This is a genomic window from Xanthomonas hortorum (genome assembly GCF_024339125.1).
Classification (GTDB): domain Bacteria; phylum Pseudomonadota; class Gammaproteobacteria; order Xanthomonadales; family Xanthomonadaceae; genus Xanthomonas; species Xanthomonas hortorum.
The window spans coordinates 1697598-1718921 of the sequence record NZ_CP101417.1 but is presented as its reverse complement, the minus strand read 5'-3'; the positions used below and the strand labels follow the sequence as shown (position 1 = coordinate 1718921).

The window sequence follows — 21324 nt, the reverse complement described above, 5'->3', positions numbered from 1 at the left end:
TCCCTCTCACTGCCGGATCCGCTGCGCATCAGCATCGGCGCTGCGCTGGCTCTGGTCAGAGGACGCCAGACCCGCCGCTTGCGCAGAGCGTTCCTGCACCAGCTGGGCGATGGCGCGATCGCGCATTTCTTCGCGCAGCTGCGCTTCGATCATCCCGCCCACAGTGTCGAGCGTGGCGGTGTGCTTTTCCTCCAGACGGATCAGGTGATATCCGCCAGGGCCGCGCACGGGGCCAGACACGTCGCCCACCGCCAGCGCACGCACCGGCACCTCGAACGGCGTGTCCAGGTAAAGGCCGAACATCGACGACAGCTGGCCCCCGTCGGCGGCAGTGGCGCCATCGTCGGATTCCTCGGCGGCCAGTCGGGCGAAATCGCCTCCACGCTCGATGCGACGGCGCAGCATCTGCGCACGCTCCAGGGCCTGCGCCTGGCTCAACGGATGACTGCGCCGCGGCGCCGACTCGGGTTGTTCAGCGATGAAGACATGGCTGAGTCGGAATTCGTCGAAGTCGCCCGGCCGCTCGGCAAAGCGCTTTGCGATATCGGCCTGCGACACCGTCACGCTCTGCAGCAGGTGATCGCGCTCGGCCTGCGCGAGCACAGTGTCGGCAGCCTCGCGCAGCAGGGCAGCCGTTTGCGGATCATCGGCAAGGCCTTGGCTCCTTGCGCGTTCGGCCAGGATCGCGCGTTCGATGGAAGCAGCGGCGCTGTCCGCATTTTCGCGGCGTGCATGTTCTGCTGGCACAGCCTCTTCCCTCCCATCTGCGTCTGTCGGCGATGCAATGGCGGCCTGCGTGGTCATGTAGGCACCGAGCAGCAGCAACACGTAGCGTGTCGCGCGTGCAGGACCAACAGCAACGTTGAACAACTTGGACATGAGATCTCCCTCAGAAACAGCGGCGATTGACTATTTCCGGTCATCCGGTGCGACAACCTCGGCCGCACCGGATGCCGTCAAGGCGTTACGGTGCGTAATGCGAAATGCGCCGCCCGTTGATCTTCAGCGTACGCATGGTCGACTTCGGATCGTCGGTGGTAATCAGCCCGAACCGCTGCGACATCAGGAAGCCGATATCGCCGCGATGGTCTGCGGTATCGGATTTCCCCTGATACGAGGAATACAGTTGCGACAATCGGTAGCAACACGAACCGTTGTTGCTGATGAACTCGCCGGCACCCGGGCCATCGGGAATGGCCTGGAAGATGGCGATACGCTTGCCCTCGGCACGCGCTGCGTTCTTCTGGCCTTGCAACAGGCCATCATCCTGCTTGACGTTGATTTCCAGCGTGTGGGCATAGCGTTGCCATTCGACACGACTGGCCGGCACATCGATCTTCGCCAGCATGTTGGTGGTGTAGACCGGAATGGCATGCACATACTTCGCGTTACCGGCAAACGCGGCCGGGTGCGGGAACAACGTGGCGTTGACCTTCATCGCCACGACCTGCTCGGGATGATTGGGAAATGCCTTCAAGGCAGCGGTGTGTACCGCGCGCACGCCATCGGCGGTCTTAACGTCGAAGATCAGCGGCAGCTGCATGTTGTTGCGCTTCCAATACGCAAACAGCTCGTCCAGGCTGTACATCTCCCACCCGGTGACGGTGCCACGGTTCGGCGTGAGCAGGTGCAGTCGCTTGATGTTGGCCAACGACAGGCTGCTGACGAGCGGATTGGCGCCCAGGTTGGTGCTCGGGTTGTACTTGCCGCCCCCTACGACGGTGTACACGTCGGTGGTGCGCCCAAGATTGAAGTCGTGGCTCAGCACCGGCATGCCGTCCTGGGTCACCTTGACGTCCAGCTCCACGCCATCCATGCACTGCACGTCGGCATTGAGCACGGCGCGGCTGGAGTTTTCCGGAATCGATGGATCGCCCGAGTATTTGCCCCACAGGCCGCGGTGGGCCAGCACCAGGGTATCGGCGGTGAACTTGTCGTTGAGGATCTCCGCCATCTTGTTGGCGGTATTGCCGCACGATGCAGCAGCAAGTTGCGGCATGGCGGCCAGCACGGCCAGCGCGCCGAGCAGGCGGCAGGCACGGGCCAAGGGATGTGGAGCGAGGGTGGTAGGCATGGTCTCTGTGTCCCGGTTCGTAGGTGCATGAAGGGCAAGGGATGGACGAGAGCCGACGGGTCGACGCAATCGGCGAACTCGCTTGCAGCGCACTCGCCAGCCGGTCGATACCGGGAGTGAGGCCAAGCCGTGCGTGATCAGCGTTCGGCTTGTTCGCCAATTTAGTCACTTACCATGAATTAATTATTTCTGCGGCATGGCGATCTGTCGCGCATGCGCAGTGAGGCGCGGCGATGCGAAGCGATGCTTGAACTGGCAGGCGCGCATCACGATGCGTGAGGCGAGAAGCCACCAACGTGGTCGGCACCTGTCGGATCCACTGACTGATATAAACCCGCATGCCCAGGCAACAGCGCTGGTGGGACCTCGCGGCGCGCGTCACCCAAAACGCAAAACGCCGGCACAAGGCCGGCGTTCTGCGATACATCCAGCGATGGGCCGATACGTCAGTGACCCGACGGACCAGTGGCACCCAAACCGGTTTCAGCACGGATCTGCTGCGCCTTGAACGCGGAACGTTCGTTGGTCGCCTGCGGGCTGCGATCCAGGATCGAGAACAGCCAGATGCCGACAAAGCCAATCGTCATCGAGAACAGCGCCGGCGAGGTGTACGGGAACGGCGCCGAGCCAGTTGCATTGCCCAGCGTATCCACCCACACCGACGGCGACAGCACCGTCAGCACCAGCGAGGAGATCAGGCCCAGGAAGCCGCCGACCACCGCGCCGCGGGTGGTGCAGTTCTTCCACAACAAGGACAGGATCAGCACCGGGAAGTTGGCCGAAGCGGCGATGGCGAACGCCAGCGACACCATGAAGGCCACGTTCTGCTTCTCGAACACGATGCCCAGCAGCACCGCGATCACGCCCAGCACCAGGGTGGTGACGCGCGAGACCTTCAGCTCCGAACCCGGCGCCGGATTGCCCTTCTTGATCACCGTGGCGTACAGGTCGTGCGACACCGCCGAGGCGCCGGACAGGGTCAAACCTGCGACCACCGCCAGGATGGTGGCGAAGGCCACCGCCGAGATGAAGCCCATGAACACATTGCCGCCCACGGCATTGCCGACCAGCACCGCCGCCATGTTGGCCGCGCCCTTGCCGCCGTGGATGGTGCCGGTGGCAACATCGGCAAACTGCGGGTTGGTCAGCACCAGCGCGATCGCACCGAAGCCGATGATGAAGATCAGGATGTAGAAGTAGCCGATCCAGGTGGTCGCCCACAGCACCGACTTGCGCGCCTGCTTGGCATCGGGAACGGTGAAGAAGCGCATCAGGATGTGCGGCAGGCCGGCGGTGCCGAACATCAGCGCCATACCGAACGAGATCGCCGAGATCGGGTCCTTGACGAAGCCGCCCGGCCCCATGATCGACAGGCCTGCTTTGGCTGCGTCCTCCGGCGATGCACCACCGTTGGCCGCAATCGCGGTCTTGACCCGCACGCCCTCGGCAAACAGCGCCTCGAAGCTGAAGTTGAAGTGCCACATGATCGCCACGGCCATGAAGGTCACGCCGGTCAGCAGCAACACCGCCTTGATGATCTGCACCCAGGTCGTTGCGGTCATGCCGCCGAACAGCACGTAGACCATCATCAGCACGCCGACCAGCGTCACCGCCACCCAGTAGTCCAGGCCGAACAGCAACTTGATCAACGCACCGGCGCCGACCATCTGTGCGATCAGATAGAACAACACCACCACCAGCGTGCCCGATGCGGCAAAGCTGCGGATCGCGGTCGGTGCGAAGCGATAGCCGGCCACGTCGGCAAAGGTGTACTTGCCGAGGTTGCGCAGCCGTTCGGCCATCAGGAAGGTCAGGATCGGCCAGCCGACCAGAAAGCCGATCGCGTAGATCAGGCCGTCGTAGCCGTTGGCCATCACCGCCGCGGTAATGCCCAGGAACGAGGCCGCCGACATGAAGTCGCCCGCGATCGCCAGGCCGTTCTGGAAGCCGGTGATGCCACCGCCGGCGGTGTAGAAGTCAGAGGCCGATTTGGTCTTGGCCGCCGCCCATTTGGTGATCCACAAGGTGCCCAGCACAAAGAAGCCGAACATGCCGATCGCCACCCAGTTGGTGGGTTGCTTGTCGACCTGGCCCATGTCGCCGCCGGCGGCCAGTGCGAGGCCTGCCGGCAGCAGGCCGGCCAGAATCAGGAGAAGGCGCGAAGTCTTGCTCATTTGCGGGCTTCCTCCAGGATCTGCGCGGTCAGCTGGTCGTAGGTGTTGTTGGCACGACGCACGTAGATGGCGGTGATGATGATGGTGAACACCATCACTCCGATCGCGATCGGAATGCCGATCGAGGTCACCCCGGCGCCGATCGGTTTGGCGAGGAATTCCTTGTCGAAGGCGATCAGGCCGATGTAGCCGTAATAGGCGAGCAACATCAGCACGGTCAGCGTCCAGCCCAGCGTGTTGCGTTGGCGTTTGAGCGCGTGGTACTTCGGATTGGCATCGATCTTGGCGATCAGTGCTTCATTCGAGACGGTCATGGTCTGTCTCCTGGAGTGCGGGCGGCACGGCCCGCCCACATGCGTGGCGGGCCACCGGCGGGGTGAATCTTAGAAGCTGTACTTGGTGGTGAACTGCAGGCGCGAGATGTCGCCGGAATCGCCGTTTTCAGCTTCGCGGCGGCCGTACATCAGCTCTGCACCCACATCGACCTTGGGCAGCGGCGAATAGAAGACGTTGGCGCGGATGCTCTGCTGCGACTTGCTCGCCAGCCCGCCGGTATTGGCGATGTCGTGGTCGTAATCCACGCGCGAATACATGATGGTGCTGCGCAGCTTGGCGTTGTAGTCGTGGCGCCACGCCACCCAACCAGCCACGGTGCTGACGGTCTGGATGTTGCCGTCCATATCGATTTCCACGTCCGAGCCGTTGCCCAGACCCAGATAGCGCCCCAGGCCTTCGCCGTAGCTGAGCTGATAGCGCAGGTCGTTGTTGGAGTTGATGATCCAGCGGCCACCGCCGGCGATGGCGCCGCCGAAGTCGGTGTCGTTGGTCAGCGCGCTGCGCGTGCGGTACTGGCGCGCGATCGCCGACAGCCCGAACGTGCCCCAGGTGCCCTTCCAGTTGTAGCGCGCGGTCAGGTCCGGCATCGCGCCATGGTCCGAGGCCAGGATGGTGTTGCCACCCTGGTAGGGCGTGGTCAGCGTCTCGGGATTTTCTGCCGACACACTGAAGGCACCGCGGGTATAGCGAATCTGGGTCTGACGGCTGAACAGCGCACCGTCGGTCGGCCCGACGATGTCGGCGGCCTCGGGCAGGATCGTGGCATCGATGAAATTGGACCATGTCTGGCCGGCCAGCCAGTTGTTCCAGCTCATGTAGGCGTGCCGCAAGGTGCCGCCGTACAGATTGTTGACCTGGTTGGCCAGCGCGTTGCCGAAGAAATCCAGTTCGATGAAGCCGGTGAGCTTGTCGCCATTATCGGTGACGGTGTCCACGCCCAGATTGAAGCGCGAGAACTTGGCATGAAAGTCGGTGTCGGTGCTGGAGGCCTGGCCGCCGACCGGGGTCTGCGTCGGGATGTACAGGTACCGCCCCACTGCGCCTTCGGGCAATGCGCCGTCGCTGGTGCGGGTGGTCATGAAGTCGGCCTTGATGAAACCGCCAAAACGAAACGTTGTCCCCGGCAACGCGTTCGGCGTGATGCTGCTCAACTGGATCGGCTTCTTGCCGGCAGGCACTACAGGTGCGGCCGGCGTCTGCGCCTGCAAGGTGCGTACCTCGGTCACCTGCGTCTGCGTCTGGGCAATCTGGCCCTGCTGTTGCTGCTGTGCAGAGACCAGCAGTTGTACCTGACGCTCGAGCTCGGCAATGCGCGTTTCCAATGCCTTTTCCTTGGCCGTTTGCGCGAAGGCAACGCCCGGCAAAATGCTCGCCACAAACAACGCAGCCGCCAACGGATGGCGCACCAATGGTGCAGTACGGTGTTTCATAGACCCCTCTCCCCAATGAAGGCCTCGCGCTTGATGGCGATGCTGTGCGGAGCGTGAGGCAGTCCGCACTTGCGAGCCTATTCGCCTTTGGTCGTAGCTGCAACGCAGCATTCCACAAGGTGACCGATCGTCGCACTAGAACCGGGAACGGATTTGGGATAACGCGCTCTGGCGGTTAAGACCAAGGTCTAAGGCCCGGTTGAACGCCGGGACAGAATGGATACGGCACACTGATTGTCTACCGAGGGCGGCTGTCGCGCTCTCTTCCGACAAGTTCATCGCAAGTGAGGGTGCCATGGCTGATGTTTATCCCGTCGATCCCGCGTTCGCCGCTGATGCGCGCATTACGCGCGAGCAGTACGCAACGCTGTACCGCGAATCGATCGAACACCCCGAGCAGTTCTGGGGCAAGGCCGCGCAGCGGCTGGAGTGGTTCAAGCAACCCACCCAGGTAAAGGACGTCAGCTACGCGCTGGACGACTTCCATATTCGCTGGTTCGGCGATGGCGAGCTCAATGCCAGCGTCAACTGCCTGGATCGCCAGCTGGCCACGCGCGGCGACAAGACCGCGCTGTTGTTCGAACCCGACAGCCCGGACGCCGAATCCTATCCGGTCACCTACCGCCAGTTGTACGAGCGCGTGTGCAAGCTCGGCAATGCGCTGCGCAATCTCGGCGTCAACAAGGGCGACCGCGTCACCATCTACATGCCGATGATTCCCGATGCGGCCGTGGCCATGCTCGCCTGCGCACGCATCGGTGCGGTGCACTCGGTGGTGTTCGGCGGGTTTGCCGCCAACTCGATCGCCGACCGTGTGATCGATTGCCAGAGCAAGCTGATCATCACCGCCGATGAAGGCCTGCGCGGCGGCAAGAAGATTCCGCTCAAGGCCAATGTCGATGCGGCACTGAAACTGCCCGGCACCAACACCGTGGAAACGGTGCTGGTGGTGCGTCACACCGGTGGTGCGGTCGAGATGCAGGCGCCGCGCGATCGCTGGTTCCATGATGTGGTCGATGGCCAGCCGGCCGAATGCGAACCCGAGCGCATGAACGCGGAAGATCCGTTGTTCATCCTCTACACCTCCGGTTCCACCGGCAAGCCCAAGGGCGTGCTGCACACCACCGCCGGCTATCTGCTGTTTGCCAGCTACACGCACGAAGTGGTGTTCGACCTGCGCGAGGACGACATCTACTGGTGTACCGCCGATGTGGGCTGGGTCACCGGCCACAGCTACATCGTCTACGGCCCGCTCGCCAACGGCGCGACTGCGGTGATGTTCGAAGGCGTGCCGAATTACCCGAACGTCTCGCGCTTCTGGGATGTGATCGACAAGCACAAGGTCAGCATCTTCTACACCGCGCCCACCGCGATCCGCGCACTGATGCGCGATGGCGAGGAGCCGGTCAAGAAGACCTCGCGCAAGAGCCTGCGTCTGCTCGGCAGCGTCGGCGAGCCGATCAACCCGGAAGCCTGGCGCTGGTACTACGAAGTGGTCGGCGACAGCCGTTGCCCGATCGTGGACACCTGGTGGCAGACCGAAACCGGCGGCATCCTGATCTCGCCGCTGGCCGGCGTGGTCGATCTCAAGCCGGGCTCGGCGACCCTGCCGTTCTTTGGCGTGCAGCCGGCCCTGGTCGATGCCGAAGGCAAGATTCTGGAAGGCGCCACCGAAGGCAATCTGGTGCTGCTGGATTCGTGGCCGGGCCAGATGCGCTCGGTCTATGGCGATCATCAGCGTTTCATCGACACCTACTTCCGCACCTATCCGGGCAGCTACTTCACCGGCGACGGCTGCCGCCGCGATGCCGATGGCTATTACTGGATCACCGGCCGCGTGGACGATGTGATCAACGTGTCCGGCCACCGCATCGGCACCGCCGAAGTGGAAAGCGCACTGGTCTCGCACCCCAAGGTCGCCGAGGCGGCCGTGGTCGGCTTCCCGCACGACGTCAAGGGCCAGGGCATCTATGCCTATGTCACCTTGATCGCGGGCGAGACCCCGAGCGAAGAACTGCACAAGGAGTTGATCACTTGGGTGCGCAAGGAGATCGGCCCGATCGCCTCGCCGGATCACCTGCAATGGGCACCGGGCCTGCCGAAGACCCGCTCGGGCAAGATCATGCGCCGCATCCTGCGCAAGATCGCCGAGAACGCACCCGACCAACTCGGCGACACCTCGACCCTGGCCGATCCATCGGTGGTGGATTCGTTGGTGAGCGAACGGCTGACGCGCTGACGCGCGTTGGGAATGGGGAGTTGGGAATGGGGAATCGGCAGAGCGATTCCCTATCGCTGCCAATTCTCATCTTCAAAGTCACCACACCGCTGTTGTCGTTGCTTGCCTTGCTGCTCTTCGCTGTTGCCTTTGCGATTCCCCACTCCCGATTCACGGCCCCCTCAATGACCACCCTGCTGATCGCCGACGACCATCCCCTGTTCCGTGAGGCCTTGCGCGGGGCGGTGCAACGTGTGATGCCGGGGGTGCTGTTGTTCGAGGCCGACACGGTGGATGCGTTGTACACCCTGGCCGATGCGCAACCGGATGCCGATCTGTTGTTGATGGATCTCAACATGCCGGGCGCGCAGGGGTTCAGTGCGTTGGTGCATATGCGTTCGCTGCATCCGCAGTTGCCGGTGGTGGTGGTGTCCGCACGCGAGGAGCCCACCGTGATGCGTCGTGCGATCGACCATGGCGCGTTCGGTTTCATTCCCAAATCCGCCGACTCGGACACCATCGGGCGCGCGTTGGCCACGGTGCTCGATGGCGAGCGCTGGATCCCGGCCGAGGCGCAGAACCTGCCGCCCACCTGCAGCGAAGAACGTGAAGTGGGCCAGCGCCTGCGCGATCTCACCCCGCAACAATTCCGCGTGCTGCAGATGCTCGGCGCCGGGCGCCTCAACAAGCAGATCGCCTACGACTTTGGCGTGTCCGAAGCCACCATCAAAGCGCATGTCACCGCGATCCTGCGCAAGCTCGGCGTCACCAACCGCACCCAGGCGGTGCTGATGGCCGGCAAGCTTGCCATCGATGCCGACGGCATCGTGCTGCCGCCGCCCGAGGAAGACTGAGCGCGGCCGACACACTGCTGCGGCCATCAGTCACCACGTTTCGGTGCATCCTCACACCGCAATCAGCGCAAAGATCGGCCGGTGCAGACCTTTGACGTGCGTTGCGGCGCGGGCACGTGCCACACCTCGTTGTCGTGTTCGTCGCTGCCTTCGTAGAGGGCGTAGCGCCCATCGTCCTGGCGATGCATGGTCGGGCTGAAGGTGATGAAATCGACACGGCCGTCCGGGCCGATGAACTGCATCTCGCCTCCGCACACGAAATTGGACCCCGGTTGCTGACCAAGTGCAGCGCAGGTCACCTGCGAGGTCTCCGCACGCACGACGCGGCTCACTTTTGGCCTGATCAGGCCGCGGTCTGCGGCATCGCAGAAATAATCGGCGATGACCGTGTGCATCTCACGCTGCGACGGCATCCAGGGCGGGCAGCTGTAGGCATCGCCTGTGCAACTAGGGACGAGGCCTGCACCTTCAGGGTGACCCGGCGCAGCAGCGAACGCGGTTGGACATGACAGCAACAGGCATGCAGCCGCAGCCAGCAGGAAAATATGGGGAGGCATTGCGCTTGCGGGTTCGGCATGGGGAGGAGCAATCTACCTTATGACCTCGGCGCCCGTTCCGGCCGATGCGTGCACTGCATTGCGTTTGCCACGCAGTGCGCACGCATCGCAGCGTGCGATGCGTGCGGCACACCGCGACTGGTCCGGTGCCAGGCCTCGCCCTGGTAGACGCCAGCACCTGATGCTGCGCATACGCTCACTCTGCCAGCACTTTCAGGCGCATGGCATGCTGTACGCCCGCGGCGCGTCGGTGCGTGCCGGTCTCCAGGGGATCCATGCACACGTTTTCTTTATCGCGCAGCCCGCTTGTGCTGGCACTCGTGCTGGCTGTGCTCGGCTGCGGCAGTGCACAGGCCAACGACAGCAGCTTCGGCGACGACAACGGCACCATCCGCCTGTTGCATCAGCCCGATATCAGCATGGACAAGGAAGCCTTGCTGCTCAGCGAGGAGCGCGTGCAGGTGGACTATGTGTTCACCAACAACAGCGAGCGTGCGTTGACTGTGCCGATCGCCTTCCCGATGCCGCCGATGTACTTCGGCATGGCCGACCACAGCGAGCTGACCGATTTCAAACTGTGGGTGGACGGCAAACCGATCGCCACCACGCGCAAACTCGTCGTACTGCTGGACGATGGCAGCGACATCTCCAAGGCGTTCGCGGCGAGCGGCTGGAGTGCGGACGATGTTGCAACCTTCACCGAATCGGGCACCGTGCCAAAAGGACGCAAGCTCTTGCCGGCGCGCTGGATCGATCCCGACCAGCAACCACGCTTCACGCTCAGCGAGTATTTCGTCTGGCAGCAACTGTTTCCCGCGCGGCGCAGCGTGCAGATCCGGCATGCATACGCGCCCAGCGTGTCCACCGGCGTGCCGCAGAGCAGCGCGTTCCTGCTGGAGTCGTATGCGAAAGACACCTGTATTGATCCCGCGACCAGGACCAGCATGCAACGCCGTGAAGGTGAGCACGGCCTGGGCTGGGCCAACTTGCGCTATGTGCTGACCACCGGCAAGAACTGGAACGGCCCGATCAAGGATTTTCAGCTGACCATCCGCAAGCAGGCGGCGAGCGACATGCTCAGCCTGTGCTTCGACGGCGCGCTGAAAAAGATCGACCCGCTGACCTTCCAGTTCAAGCAAACCAACTTCGTGCCGATGCGCGATCTCAACCTGCTGTTCGTGCGTCGTCCCGAGTGACGCACGTGCGTGCCGACTCGCACATCGACAACGCATACATCCATCCGCAGAGCGCAATAACGATCGACACTCTATACCCACGCTGCGCAAACGCTGCACACACTCAGCCGCATTTCTAGCAAGCCCAAGCGCCCTGGCGTGATCGCATCCACACCCGTGTACCGCGCGCCATCTCAGTTGTCGATATCACCATTGACCATCAGCTGATGCCCGGGCAAGTCTCGGACTCCCAGGACGCTTTGCGGAGATGGCATGACACGACGTGTTCCCTGGCTCTGGATCGGCTTGCTGCTAGCGTGTGCACTGATTGCAGCATTGGCATGGCAGAACAAACAGCTGCGTGCGCAACAGCAGTTCCTGCAGACCCGCATCAGCACACCGTATGACGGCATGTACGTGCCGCGCATCGAAGTGACCGATACGCAGGGCCAACGTCATCTGCTTGGCGCGCCGCAGGGCCAGGCGCAGGTGCTGTTCTTTTTTACTACCACGTGTCCGTACTGCCAGCGTTCGGCACCCACTGTGCTGCGTACGGCGCGGCAATTACAGGCCAATTTGCCGGGCCGGCCGCAGTTGCTCGGCGTGTGCCAGTGCGATGCGGCGCAGGCCGCGCGCTATGCGCATGTGCATGGCTTCGATTTTCCGGTGGTCACGTTGACCGATCGTCGCGCGCTGATGTTGTTTCGTGCGCGCAACGTGCCGCTACTGATGGCCATCGATGGGCAGGGGCGCGTGCGCCATTCCCATCTGGGCGTCTTCGATACCACGGAGCGGGTGCAGGACCTGGTTGCCGCATTGCGCCGCACGGACGCGCCAGCGGCTTTTGCAACGGTGAAGGAGTAATGCATGAAGAAGCGTTGGGTAACTTTGCGGAGTGCGTTGATGGCGGCGACGTTTCTGGCCAGCACCGGTTTCGGTGCGTTCCAGGTGATGGCAGTCGATAACGCACAGCCGAAAACCGAATCGTGTAGTGCATGGGCCTGCAAGGCGGAGTGTCCGGAGTTTGGCGGCGATTTGGGACAAGGCAACGTCTGCTACTGCTGCGGTTAAGAGCGGCGATCAAGACCACTGAGTAGCGGCCAGGCGGTCGCGGCAGGTGCTCGCTACGTTTATTAGCCACTAGGTTCACGGCGGGGCCCCCCGGGCCCCGCCGTTTGCTTGCCAGCATCACTGCGTGCTGCAAACCGCGGTTGTGCCAGGCCAACTTGGGCCTTGGGGTAGGACCGACGCGCTGAACCAACGCCCGCCGTTATGCTGCACTGCAGCGTGATCTGTTCACTTATGATTGCGATATTCATATGCGAACAGCCCGGCACCGGCCGGCTGGTGGACGTTGCGATGCCCAGCTGCTGCTTTCCAGATTCCGTATGCGCTTGCCTGACCATCGCAAACCCTGCGGAGCGTTTCGCGTGAGCGTTGTGCGGAAGCGGTTAGGCAGCACCGACGTGCAGCTCTCGGCGCTGGGCTTTGGCGCCGCGCCGATCGGCAATCTGTACACCGAAGTCGACGAGGGCGAGGCACTGGCTGCAGTGGCGGGCGCGTTCGAGGCAGGTATCCGCCATTTCGACAGCGCGCCTTATTACGGCTATGGGCTAAGCGAGACGCGGCTGGGCCGCGGCCTGGCCGGTGTGCCGCGCGCTGCCTACACGCTGTCGACCAAGGTCGGGCGCTGCCTCTACGACGATGCGCAGGCCGCTGCCGGCCGCGACGGCTTTGCGGTGGCCGGCTGCCGTGCCGCGTTCGACTACAGCGGCGACGGCGTGCGGCGCGCGTTCGCCTCCAGCCTGGAGCGCCTGGGCACCGATTACATCGACGTGCTGCTGCTGCACGACATCGGTGCGCTGACCCACGGCGACAACCACGCCAACGTGCTGCGCCAGGCCTTGGAGGAGGCCTTGCCGGCGATGGCGGCGCTGAAGGCGGCCGGTGCTTGCGGGGCGATCGGGCTGGGCGTCAACGAGCAGGAGGTGGCACTGGAGGTGTTGCCACGCTTCCCGCTCGACTGCGTGATGCTGGCCGGCCGCTACACGCTGCTGGAACAGCATGGCGCGCGCGCGCTGCTCGACCAGGCGCAGCAACGCAACGTGGCGATCCTGTCGGCAGGCCCATACAGCTCGGGCCTGCTCAGCGACGCGCGCGGCCCCGGTGCGACCTACAACTACGCCCCGGTCGACACCGCCACCTTGCAGCACGCGCAACGTCTATACGGGGCCTGCGCGGCGTTCGATGTGGATACCGGTGCGGTGGCGCTGCAGTTCCCGCTGGCGCATCCGGCAGTCACCACCGTGGTGGCCGGCATGCGCACCGTGGCCGAGGTGCAATCGGCCGCCGCACGCCTGCATGCACCGATTCCGCCAGCGCTGTGGCAACGTCTGCGCGATGACGGCCTGCTCGCTGCGGACATGCCCACGCCATGAGCCGCGTCGACGCGCACCTGCATTTCTGGCAGCTGGCCCGTGGCGATTACCACTGGCTCACGCCCGAACTGGCGCCGCTGTATCGCGACTTCGGCCCAGCCGATATCGGCCAGGCGCTGGACGCTGCCGATATTGAGAGCGTGGTGGTGGTACAGGCCGCCGCGACCGAGGCCGAAACCCGTTACCTGTTCGAGCTGGCGCGCGCCGATGCGCGCATTGCCGGCGTGGTGGGCTGGGTCGATTTCGCAGCGCCCGATGCCGCCGCACGCATCGAGGCGCTGGTGCGCGACGGCGGCGGTGTGCTCAAGGGCCTGCGCCCGATGGTGCAGGACATCGCCGACGTGCAATGGCTGGCCCAGCCCGAACTGGATGCCGCCTTCGACGCACTGATCGCGCACGATCTGGCCTTCGACGCGCTGATCCGCAGCGTGCATGTGCCGGCATTGCAGACGCGCCTGAAGCGCCATCCGGACCTGCGCGTGGTCGTCGATCACGGCGGCAAGCCGCAGATCGCTGCGGGCGAATTCGTTGCCTGGGCGGCCGGCATGGCCGCGTTGGCGCAGCATCCCACTGTGCACTGCAAGCTCTCCGGGCTGCTCACCGAAGCGGCGCGCGGCGCCGGCGTGGAGGCGCTGGAGCCGTATGTCGGCCATCTGTTCGCACGCTTCGGCGCGCAACGCCTGCTATGGGGCAGCGACTGGCCGGTGCTGACCCAACGCGCCGATTACACGCAGTGGTTCGACATCGCACAGCACCTGGTCACTAAACACGCCGACGGCCACGCCGCAGCGGTGTTCGGCGACAACGCACGCACGTTCTATCGTCTGCCACGGCCGGCGGCCCCCACCCACGGAATCTCTTCGGTATGACTGTCTCGATCTCTACAACTCCCAACGACCGCCTGCATGGCAAGCGCTGCCTGATCACCGCCGCCGGCGCCGGCATCGGCCGCGAAAGCGCGCTGGCCTGCGCGCGCGCCGGTGCGCAGGTGATCGCCACCGATATCGATGCCGCGGCCTTGCAGGCGCTGGCGGCCGAATCGGAGGCCATCACCACCCAGCTGCTGGATGTCACCGATGCCTCGGCAATCGCCGCATTGGTCGCGGCCCACGGCCCGTTCGATGTGTTGTTCAACTGCGCCGGCTTCGTGCACCAGGGCAGCATTCTCGATTGCGACGAGCCGGCCTGGCGCCGCTCGTTTTCGATCAACGTCGATGCGATGTACTACACCTGCAAGGCGGTACTGCCGGGCATGCTCGAACGCGGCCGCGGCAGCATCATCAACATGTCCTCGGTCGCCTCCAGCATCAAGGGCGTGCCGAACCGCTTCGTCTACGGCGTGACCAAGGCCGCCGTGATCGGCCTGAGCAAGGCGATTGCCGCCGATTATGTGGCGCAGGGCGTGCGTTGCAACGCGATCTGCCCGGGCACCATCAAGACGCCGTCGCTGGGCCAGCGCGTGCAAGCGCTGGGCGGCGACGAACAGGCGGTGTGGAAGAGCTTCACCGACCGCCAGCCGATGGGCCGCCTGGGCGACCCGCGCGAGATCGCGCAGCTGTTGGTGTATCTGGCTTCGGACGAATCGTCGTTCACCACCGGCCAGACCCACATCATCGATGGCGGTTGGTCCAACTGAGCGCGACAACGCATCACGGTGCCACCCACCGCAATGTGGGCGCGGCCAGTGCCAGATGCGATCTGTATCGCTCGTCCGCTTTGATTTGAGCACGCCGTCCTTACCCACCCGATGCACGCGCGCTAGGTTTGCTAGCCGCTCCATTCCTCACCTGCAAAGGAAGACTGCATGAAACTCGTACGCGTTGGCGCCCCCGGCCAGGAACGTCCCGGCTTGATCGATAACGAAGGCCGCATCCGCGATTTGAGCGGTGTGATCGATGATGTAGCCGGCGAGCACATCAGCAATGCCGGCCTGGACAAACTGCGCGCGCTGGATGTGTCCACGCTGCCGCTGGTCGAAGGCGACGTGCGCTACGGCGCTGCAGTCGGGCAAATCGGCAAGTTCATCTGCATCGGTTTGAATTACGCCGACCATGCTGCCGAATCGGGCATGGACGTGCCCAAGATGCCGATCCTGTTCATGAAGGCCACCACCGCGGTGAGCGGACCCAACGACACCGTGATCATCCCGCGCGGCTCGGTCAAGAGCGACTGGGAAGTGGAGCTGGGCGTGGTGATCGGCGATGTGGCGCGCGATGTCTCGGTGGACGAAGCGCTGAATCACGTCGCCGGCTACGCGGTGATCAACGATCTGTCCGAGCGCGAATTCCAGCTCGAACACGGCGGCCAGTGGGTCAAGGGCAAGAGCGCCGATACCTTCGGCCCGATCGGCCCGTGGCTGGTCACCCGCGATGAAATCGCCGACCCGCAGAACCTGTCGATGTGGCTGGAGGTCAACGGCCACCGCTACCAGAACGGCAGCACCCGCACGATGGTGTTCGGCGTGGCCGAACTGGTCAGCCACATCAGCCGCTACATGACGCTGATGCCGGGCGATGTGATCAGCACCGGCACCCCGCCGGGCGTGGGGCTGGGCCAGAAACCACCGGTGTATCTGAAGCCGGGCGACCTGATGGAGCTGGAGATCGAAGGCCTGGGTCGTCAGCGCCAGCCGGTGGTGGCGCATCCGCGTGATGCGGCCTAAAGCCCCTCTCACTTTTCAGGATTTTGGTCGCATTGCGTGCCAAGTTGCGCTCAACGTACGTGGTAATGCCTCCGCACGACGCAACCTAAAGCCCCTCTCCCCTCGGGAGAGGGGTTGGGGTGAGGGTACGTAGCGACGTATCCAAGCAGTTCGTCGCGATGTGCCTTTGTCGTTAGGCGTGACATGTCGGCACGTGTGTTGATGTGTCATGCGCAAATTTTCTTAAGCGGCGTGCGAGGGCGTTGAACTTCCAAGCGTCGCAGCGCGTCGATACCGACGCGCAGTGAGTCAGGAAGTTGATTTACTGATTTGCGTTGCAAGCGCATGAGTCATTGCAGCGCTTCAATATCTCCGGCGCTTTGCGTCCGTACCCTCACCCCAACCCCTCTCCCGAGGGGAGAGGGGCTCAAGCGCACCGCTTCGCTTACATTTTTTCAACCCATTTTCCTATTCCCCGTTTCCATCGCCCAGGACCTCCATGAGCACCATCATCGCCCTCGATACCCACGACGTCCGTTTTCCCACCTCGCGCGAGCTCGATGGGTCGGATGCGATGAATCCGGATCCGGATTACTCGGCCGCGTATGTCGTGCTGCGCACCGATGCACCGGACGACCTGGCCGGCTACGGTCTGGTGTTCACCATCGGCCGCGGCAACGATGTGCAGACCGCCGCCGTGGCTGCACTGGCCGAGCATGTGGTCGGCCTGCGCGTGGAAGACGTCATCGCCGATCTGGGCGCGTTCGCCCGCCTGCTTACCAACGATTCGCAGCTGCGCTGGCTGGGCCCGGAAAAGGGCGTGATGCATATGGCGATCGGCGCGGTGATCAACGCCGCCTGGGATCTGGCCGCACGCGCGGCGAAAAAGCCGCTGTGGCGTTACATCGCCGAGCTCAGCCCGGAGCAGTTGGTCGACACCATCGACTTCCGTTACCTCACCGATGCGCTCACTCGCGACGAAGCGCTGGCGATCCTGCGCGAGGCACAACCGCAGCGCGCGCAACGCATCGCCACGCTGATCGAACAGGGCTATCCCGCCTACACCACCTCGCCCGGCTGGCTCGGCTACTCGGACGAAAAGCTGGTGCGGCTGGCCAAGGAAGCGGTGGCCGACGGCTTCCGCACCATCAAGCTCAAGGTCGGCGCCAACGTGCAGGACGATATCCGCCGCTGCCGCCTGGCGCGTGAGGCGATCGGCCCGGACATCGCAATGGCGGTAGACGCCAATCAGCGTTGGGACGTGGGCCCGGCGATCGACTGGATGCGCCAGCTGGCCGAATTCGACATCGCCTGGATCGAAGAACCCACCAGCCCGGACGACGTCCTCGGCCACGCCGCGATCCGCCAGGGCATCACCCCGGTGCCGGTCTCCACCGGCGAACACACCCAGAACCGGGTGGTGTTCAAGCAGCTGCTGCAGGCCGGGGCGGTGGACCTGATCCAGATCGACGCCGCGCGCGTGGGCGGCGTCAACGAAAACCTCGCCATCCTGCTGCTGGCCGCCAAGTTCAACATCCGAGTGTTCCCGCACGCCGGCGGCGTCGGCCTGTGCGAATTGGTGCAACACCTGGCGATGGCCGACTTCGTCGCCATCACCGGCAAGATGGAAGACCGCGCCATCGAATTCGTCGACCACCTGCACCAGCATTTCCTCGACCCGGTGCGCATCCAGCACGGCCGCTATCTGGCCCCGCAGGCCGCCGGCTTCTCGGCAGAAATGCACCCCGCCTCCATCGCAGAATTCCGCTACCCCGATGGCCGTTTCTGGGTCGAAGACCTGGCCGCGGCGAAGGCGTGATCCAATGCGCCGCGTAACTTGGTCGCACGATGCGTAGGAGCGGCTTCAGCCGCGATGGGCTTTCTCGAGTACCTGATCGCGACTGAAGCCGTTTTTTAGAGTGGCTGACAACACGTCGCGAGCAGCCGCCAGGGGCGTGCGGACGGCTGATCTGCTGCCTGGCTGCAGGGCCCTTACCCGCCCACCATCGCGGGACACGCTGCAAGTACGTCCCTGTAAGCTCTTACGCGGCATCCATGCCGCGTAAGGTCCCGCGACGGTGGGCGGGCAAGGACCAGTCGAGACGGTCGGTGCGCATGGTTGCAAGCGGGCATGAGGTGCGTTGTTCTGATAACCGCGCACCGATTCCCAACGAAGGCCGAGCAACGAGCAGGCTCTAAACAAAGCAACCTGCAAACTCTCTGGTGCGGTGTCCTCGCCGCTTGCGGGACCGTGTGGCGGCGTGGATGCCGCCACCGAGCCCCCATGGATGGGTTTACGGCGTGTCCCGCGAGCGGTGAGGACACCGCGCCCTCGACCACTCAGCGTTTGACCTGGGCTTCTGACGGCATCTATCAAAAGACGGCCGACAAAACCACTGCACTCACTGCCAGCCGAGCGCTCGCTAGGTTTTGTTAGCCGCTCTTAATTGGAGCGTTGGCGATACACGTGCGTAGCACCTGCCAGCCGCGCGGCACCAGCGTCAATGCATCACGCAGCGCAACTGCGCGGACCACGCGTGCGCAACAGGCAGTGGCGGGGCATTCTTCGTTGCTGGCTGCTGTCACGCTTTCGCTGCGTAGCAGGCACAACGCACGATGCGCCTGCAAGAAAACACCCTGTTTCGATGCGCCGCGCCAGCACAGCAGCGGCAAAGAGACGCAAGACCAACGCCCTATTGCGGAGTCAACACATCCGCAGAAACAGACTGGGCGAAACCTAACCCCGCCCCACACCAACCGCCTCACTCAACGCAAAAATCCGCCCGGCCTCACGCCACTTCTCCCCCGGCGCACTGCAAGACAACGGCTTTTGAAACCGCCACATCAGCTCTTCCCAGGCGTGAATCCGCGGATCAGCCGCATCCCGCGCCGCCTTGGCCGCCGGATCGTAATCGTCGCCAACTTCCATCAGCATCACCAAGCGATCGCCGCTGCGAAAGATCTCCAGCTCCAGGATGCCGGCCTGTTGCAACGACGCCACCACTTCCGGCCACACCTGGGTCGGTTGATGCCAGCGCTCGTACTCGGCGATCAGTTGCGGATCGTCGTGCAGATCCAGCACGTAGCACAGACGCCGCACACTCATGCGCCTGCCCCAGCAATCGCCGGCGCAGCGCGACGCGCGCGCAACGCGAACAACAGGATCACCGCAAAGCAGCCGCCCGGCACCACCATCGCCCAATGGATACCGGCCATGTCAGACACCGCGCCCATCACCGCAGTGAGCAGCGCGCCGCCGATGATCGACATCACCAACAGCGACGAACCCAGCTTGCGTGCATCGTCGTGCATGCCATCCAGACCCAGCGCAAAGATGGTCGGGAACATCACCGACATGAACACGCTGGCCGCGACCAAGGCGTACAGGCCGGTCCAACCGGGCAGCGCAATCGCCACCGCACACAAGACCAGATTGATCGTGGCAAAACTCGCCAGCAACTTCGCTGGCGCCAGATAGCGCAACAGCGCGGTGCCGATGAAGCGGCCAGCCATGAACAGCACCAGCGAGATGGTCAGATACGTGGCTGCGGTTTTTTCCGGCGTGCCCGGCACACCGTCCTGCAGATAGCGGATCAGATAGCTCCAGATGCCGACCTGCGCGCCCACGTAGAAGAACTGCGCCACTACCGAAAACACGAACAGCCGGTTACGCAGCAACTCGCCGAAGCGCGCGCGCTTGGGCGCCGCCTCGCCCACACCCGCATCGCCGGTGGGAAAGCGCACCAGCGCGATCAGGATCGCCCACAGCACCACCACCACGCCTATCACCAGATACGGCGTCTGCACCGCAGACGATTCGGTGGCGAAGAACGCCGCGCGCGCGGCCGGCGCCATCGCCGCCAGCTCGGCCGGGGTGTGCTCCACGCCGGAGAAGATGAAGTGCTGGCCCACCAGCACGCCGGTGATCGAGCCCAATGGATTGAACGCCTGGGCAAGATTCAGGCGCCGCGCCGCGCCCTCTGCCGGGCCGAGCACGGTCACCAGCGGGTTGGCGGTGGTTTCCAGAAACGCCAGGCCGCTGGCGATCACGAACAAGGCCAGCAGGAACAGCCAGTAGGTATGCACCTGCGCGGCCGGGTAGAACAGGAACGCCCCGCACGCATACAGCAGTAGGCCCAGCACCACCGCGGCCTTGTAGCTGTAGCGCCGCATGAACATCGCCGCCGGCATGGCGAACACGAAGTAGCCCAGATAGAACGCGCTCTGGACCAGCCCGGCCTGCAGGTCGGTCAGCTCGAAGGCCTTCTTGAACTGCTTGATCAGGATGTCGTTGAGGTTGTTGGCCATGCCCCACAAGAAGAACAGGCTGACGATCAACAACAGGGGAACCATGGCGGTACGCGCCAGGTTGCCGCGCGGTGACGCGGCAATGTCACTGTGATGCATGCGACCGATCCCCTCCCAAGGCTGTGGCGCTTGCGTTGCTGTGCGGCGAGCGTACTGCGCACGCCAGCGCCATGCAAATATAAAATCTTTGTTTATATTTGCACGCACGCGCCATACCTCACCCCTGCCTGCGATGCCTGTACCCTGGCGCGCCGCAGCCTTGCCTGGAGCCGCAAACGGATGAGCACCGAACCCGCCAAGTACCGCGCGCCCGCCCTGGACAAGGGGCTGGACATCCTGGAGCTGCTCGCCCGCCAGGCGCAGCCGATGAGCATGGGCGCGATCTCGCAGGGCATCGGCCGCTCGCGCGGGGAGATCTTCCGCATGCTGCAGGTGCTGGAGGAGCGCGGCTATCTCACCCGCGACGGCGAAGGCGACTATGTGTTGACCAACCGGCTCTTCATGCTCGGCATGCAGCAGCCGCAGGTGCAGAGCATCAGCGAAGCGGCGTTGCCGGTGATGCGCCGGCTGGCCGATGCGATCTATCAGCCTTGCCACCTGGTGGCGCCGTCTGGCGACCAGATCGTGGTGATCGCGCAGATGGACGTGCCCAGCGATCTGGGCCTGGTGGTGCGCCCGGGGCATCGTCGTCCGTTGACGCATTCCAGCTCCGGGCTGGTGCTGTACGCCTTCCAGCAGCCCGAGGTGCAGGCGCGCTGGCTGGAGATGCTCGATGCCAGCGAGGTGCCGTTCGAGCGCGCGCAGTTCCTGGCTGCCGCCGCGCAGGCGCGCAGCGATGGCTACGCCATGCAGCCCAGCGAAGCGGTGGTGGGCGTGGTCGATCTGACCGCGCCGATCCTGCAACGCGGCAGCGCCACCTACACGCTCACGGTGCCCTTCATCGAACGGCGCCCTGAGCTGGTTGGCCCGCAAGCGGCATTGCAGGCCTTGTGTGCGGCCACGGCCGAGATTTCCAGCGGGCTGCACTAGTCGCGCAGGCGCGGAGCGCCGCGCGTAACGCACCTGCGCCCGGGCCGCCGCCGATCGCCCCTATACTCGGCGCGATCGACCAAGCGGGAT

19 protein-coding genes are annotated in these 21324 nt (G+C 64.3%); 11 read left to right on the top strand and 8 right to left on the bottom strand.

What is annotated here, in order from left to right; all coding sequences use genetic code 11:
• Positions 1–6 precede the first annotated feature (6 nt).
• The 5 genes from NMB96_RS07175 to NMB96_RS07155 form a co-directional block, all read right to left on the bottom strand.
• On the bottom strand, positions 7–879 hold the full coding sequence (locus NMB96_RS07175) for a peptidylprolyl isomerase (protein WP_255086574.1): 873 nt from the start codon (positions 877–879) through the stop codon (positions 7–9).
• An 85-nt stretch (positions 880–964) separates the two neighbouring features.
• A complete protein-coding gene (locus tag NMB96_RS07170) occupies positions 965–2074 on the bottom strand; it encodes a glycerophosphodiester phosphodiesterase family protein (protein WP_425520910.1) in 1110 nt (369 codons plus the stop codon).
• A 446-nt stretch (positions 2075–2520) separates the two neighbouring features.
• Entirely contained in the window at positions 2521–4248 is a 1728-nt protein-coding gene (locus NMB96_RS07165; protein WP_255086573.1) for a cation acetate symporter, read from the bottom strand.
• The gene (locus NMB96_RS07160; RefSeq protein ID WP_006451668.1) at positions 4245–4562 is read right to left on the bottom strand and encodes a DUF485 domain-containing protein; all 318 of its coding nucleotides are present in this window, start codon (positions 4560–4562) and stop codon (positions 4245–4247) included. The genes NMB96_RS07165 and NMB96_RS07160 overlap by 4 nt, the downstream gene beginning before the upstream one ends.
• A gap of 69 nt (positions 4563–4631) precedes the next feature.
• Positions 4632–6014: a DcaP family trimeric outer membrane transporter gene (locus NMB96_RS07155; RefSeq protein ID WP_255086572.1), complete on the bottom strand. Its 1383-nt coding sequence runs from the start codon at positions 6012–6014 to the stop codon at positions 4632–4634.
• Between the two features lie 295 nt (positions 6015–6309).
• On the opposite strand from NMB96_RS07155, the gene acs reads away from it, so the two are divergent.
• Both acs and NMB96_RS07145 read left to right on the top strand, forming a co-directional pair.
• Positions 6310–8253 carry an acetate--CoA ligase gene (gene acs / locus NMB96_RS07150; protein ID WP_255086571.1) on the top strand — a complete coding sequence of 648 codons (1944 nt, stop codon included), beginning with the start codon at positions 6310–6312 and terminating at the stop codon, positions 8251–8253.
• A 164-nt stretch (positions 8254–8417) separates the two neighbouring features.
• Complete coding sequence (locus NMB96_RS07145) at positions 8418–9086, top strand: response regulator transcription factor (protein ID WP_006451671.1); 669 nt, start codon at positions 8418–8420, stop codon at positions 9084–9086.
• A 62-nt stretch (positions 9087–9148) separates the two neighbouring features.
• On the opposite strand, the gene NMB96_RS07140 is transcribed toward NMB96_RS07145, so the two are convergent.
• Complete coding sequence (locus NMB96_RS07140; protein WP_225970143.1) at positions 9149–9481, bottom strand: hypothetical protein; 333 nt, start codon at positions 9479–9481, stop codon at positions 9149–9151.
• 437 nt (positions 9482–9918) lie between these two features.
• Here NMB96_RS07140 and NMB96_RS07135 point away from each other — a divergent pair, with 437 nt between their 5' ends.
• From NMB96_RS07135 to NMB96_RS07100, 8 genes are all read left to right on the top strand, one after another.
• Entirely contained in the window at positions 9919–10839 is a 921-nt protein-coding gene (locus tag NMB96_RS07135; RefSeq protein WP_255086570.1) for a DUF4424 domain-containing protein, read from the top strand.
• A 279-nt stretch (positions 10840–11118) separates the two neighbouring features.
• A complete protein-coding gene (locus NMB96_RS07130) occupies positions 11119–11682 on the top strand; it encodes a peroxiredoxin family protein (RefSeq protein ID WP_181110728.1) in 564 nt (187 codons plus the stop codon).
• Between the two features lie 3 nt (positions 11683–11685).
• Positions 11686–11889 (top strand): hypothetical protein, encoded by a 204-nt coding sequence (locus NMB96_RS07125; protein ID WP_023905662.1) that lies wholly within the window; start codon positions 11686–11688, stop codon positions 11887–11889.
• Between the two features lie 317 nt (positions 11890–12206).
• Positions 12207–13256: an aldo/keto reductase gene (locus tag NMB96_RS07120; protein WP_043889550.1), complete on the top strand. Its 1050-nt coding sequence runs from the start codon at positions 12207–12209 to the stop codon at positions 13254–13256.
• On the top strand, positions 13253–14125 hold the full coding sequence (locus NMB96_RS07115) for an amidohydrolase family protein (protein WP_023905664.1): 873 nt from the start codon (positions 13253–13255) through the stop codon (positions 14123–14125). Before NMB96_RS07120 ends, NMB96_RS07115 begins: the two co-directional genes overlap by 4 nt.
• Positions 14122–14892 carry an SDR family oxidoreductase gene (locus NMB96_RS07110; protein ID WP_023905665.1) on the top strand — a complete coding sequence of 257 codons (771 nt, stop codon included), beginning with the start codon at positions 14122–14124 and terminating at the stop codon, positions 14890–14892. Before NMB96_RS07115 ends, NMB96_RS07110 begins: the two co-directional genes overlap by 4 nt.
• 168 nt (positions 14893–15060) lie before the next feature.
• Positions 15061–15918 carry a fumarylacetoacetate hydrolase family protein gene (locus NMB96_RS07105; RefSeq protein ID WP_255086569.1) on the top strand — a complete coding sequence of 286 codons (858 nt, stop codon included), beginning with the start codon at positions 15061–15063 and terminating at the stop codon, positions 15916–15918.
• 478 nt (positions 15919–16396) lie between these two features.
• Positions 16397–17716, top strand: a complete 1320-nt coding sequence (locus tag NMB96_RS07100; protein ID WP_023905667.1) for an L-fuconate dehydratase — start codon at positions 16397–16399, stop codon at positions 17714–17716.
• A 918-nt stretch (positions 17717–18634) separates the two neighbouring features.
• On the opposite strand, the gene NMB96_RS07095 is transcribed toward NMB96_RS07100, so the two are convergent.
• Together NMB96_RS07095 and fucP are read right to left on the bottom strand one after the other, a co-directional pair.
• The gene (locus NMB96_RS07095) at positions 18635–19003 is read right to left on the bottom strand and encodes an L-fucose mutarotase (RefSeq protein ID WP_023905669.1); all 369 of its coding nucleotides are present in this window, start codon (positions 19001–19003) and stop codon (positions 18635–18637) included.
• Positions 19000–20304, bottom strand: a complete 1305-nt coding sequence (gene fucP, locus NMB96_RS07090; RefSeq protein WP_023905670.1) for an L-fucose:H+ symporter permease — start codon at positions 20302–20304, stop codon at positions 19000–19002. Before fucP ends, NMB96_RS07095 begins: the two co-directional genes overlap by 4 nt.
• A 180-nt stretch (positions 20305–20484) precedes the next feature.
• Between fucP and NMB96_RS07085 the strand changes: the two genes are divergently transcribed.
• Entirely contained in the window at positions 20485–21234 is a 750-nt protein-coding gene (locus NMB96_RS07085; protein ID WP_023905671.1) for an IclR family transcriptional regulator, read from the top strand.
• Positions 21235–21324: the final 90 nt, after the last annotated feature.

Excerpts from the sequence above, each read along its gene's own strand:
- NMB96_RS07115 (WP_023905664.1), top strand. The coding sequence starts at position 13,253 with ATGAGCCGCGTCGACGCGCACCTGCATTTCTGGCAGCTGGCCCGTGGC.
- NMB96_RS07145 (WP_006451671.1), top strand. The coding sequence starts at position 8,418 with ATGACCACCCTGCTGATCGCCGACGACCATCCCCTGTTCCGTGAGGCC.
- NMB96_RS07175 (WP_255086574.1), bottom strand. The coding sequence starts at position 879 with ATGTCCAAGTTGTTCAACGTTGCTGTTGGTCCTGCACGCGCGACACGC.
- NMB96_RS07095 (WP_023905669.1), bottom strand. The coding sequence starts at position 19,003 with ATGAGTGTGCGGCGTCTGTGCTACGTGCTGGATCTGCACGACGATCCG.
- acs (WP_255086571.1), top strand. The coding sequence starts at position 6,310 with ATGGCTGATGTTTATCCCGTCGATCCCGCGTTCGCCGCTGATGCGCGC.
- NMB96_RS07085 (WP_023905671.1), top strand. The coding sequence starts at position 20,485 with ATGAGCACCGAACCCGCCAAGTACCGCGCGCCCGCCCTGGACAAGGGG.
- NMB96_RS07170 (WP_425520910.1), bottom strand. The coding sequence starts at position 2,074 with ATGCCTACCACCCTCGCTCCACATCCCTTGGCCCGTGCCTGCCGCCTG.
- NMB96_RS07155 (WP_255086572.1), bottom strand. The coding sequence starts at position 6,014 with ATGAAACACCGTACTGCACCATTGGTGCGCCATCCGTTGGCGGCTGCG.
- NMB96_RS07105 (WP_255086569.1), top strand. The coding sequence starts at position 15,061 with ATGAAACTCGTACGCGTTGGCGCCCCCGGCCAGGAACGTCCCGGCTTG.
- NMB96_RS07120 (WP_043889550.1), top strand. The coding sequence starts at position 12,207 with ATGCGCTTGCCTGACCATCGCAAACCCTGCGGAGCGTTTCGCGTGAGC.
- NMB96_RS07135 (WP_255086570.1), top strand. The coding sequence starts at position 9,919 with ATGCACACGTTTTCTTTATCGCGCAGCCCGCTTGTGCTGGCACTCGTG.
- fucP (WP_023905670.1), bottom strand. The coding sequence starts at position 20,304 with ATGCATCACAGTGACATTGCCGCGTCACCGCGCGGCAACCTGGCGCGT.
- NMB96_RS07140 (WP_225970143.1), bottom strand. The coding sequence starts at position 9,481 with ATGCACACGGTCATCGCCGATTATTTCTGCGATGCCGCAGACCGCGGC.
- NMB96_RS07160 (WP_006451668.1), bottom strand. The coding sequence starts at position 4,562 with ATGACCGTCTCGAATGAAGCACTGATCGCCAAGATCGATGCCAATCCG.
- NMB96_RS07165 (WP_255086573.1), bottom strand. The coding sequence starts at position 4,248 with ATGAGCAAGACTTCGCGCCTTCTCCTGATTCTGGCCGGCCTGCTGCCG.
- NMB96_RS07110 (WP_023905665.1), top strand. The coding sequence starts at position 14,122 with ATGACTGTCTCGATCTCTACAACTCCCAACGACCGCCTGCATGGCAAG.
- NMB96_RS07100 (WP_023905667.1), top strand. The coding sequence starts at position 16,397 with ATGAGCACCATCATCGCCCTCGATACCCACGACGTCCGTTTTCCCACC.
- NMB96_RS07125 (WP_023905662.1), top strand. The coding sequence starts at position 11,686 with ATGAAGAAGCGTTGGGTAACTTTGCGGAGTGCGTTGATGGCGGCGACG.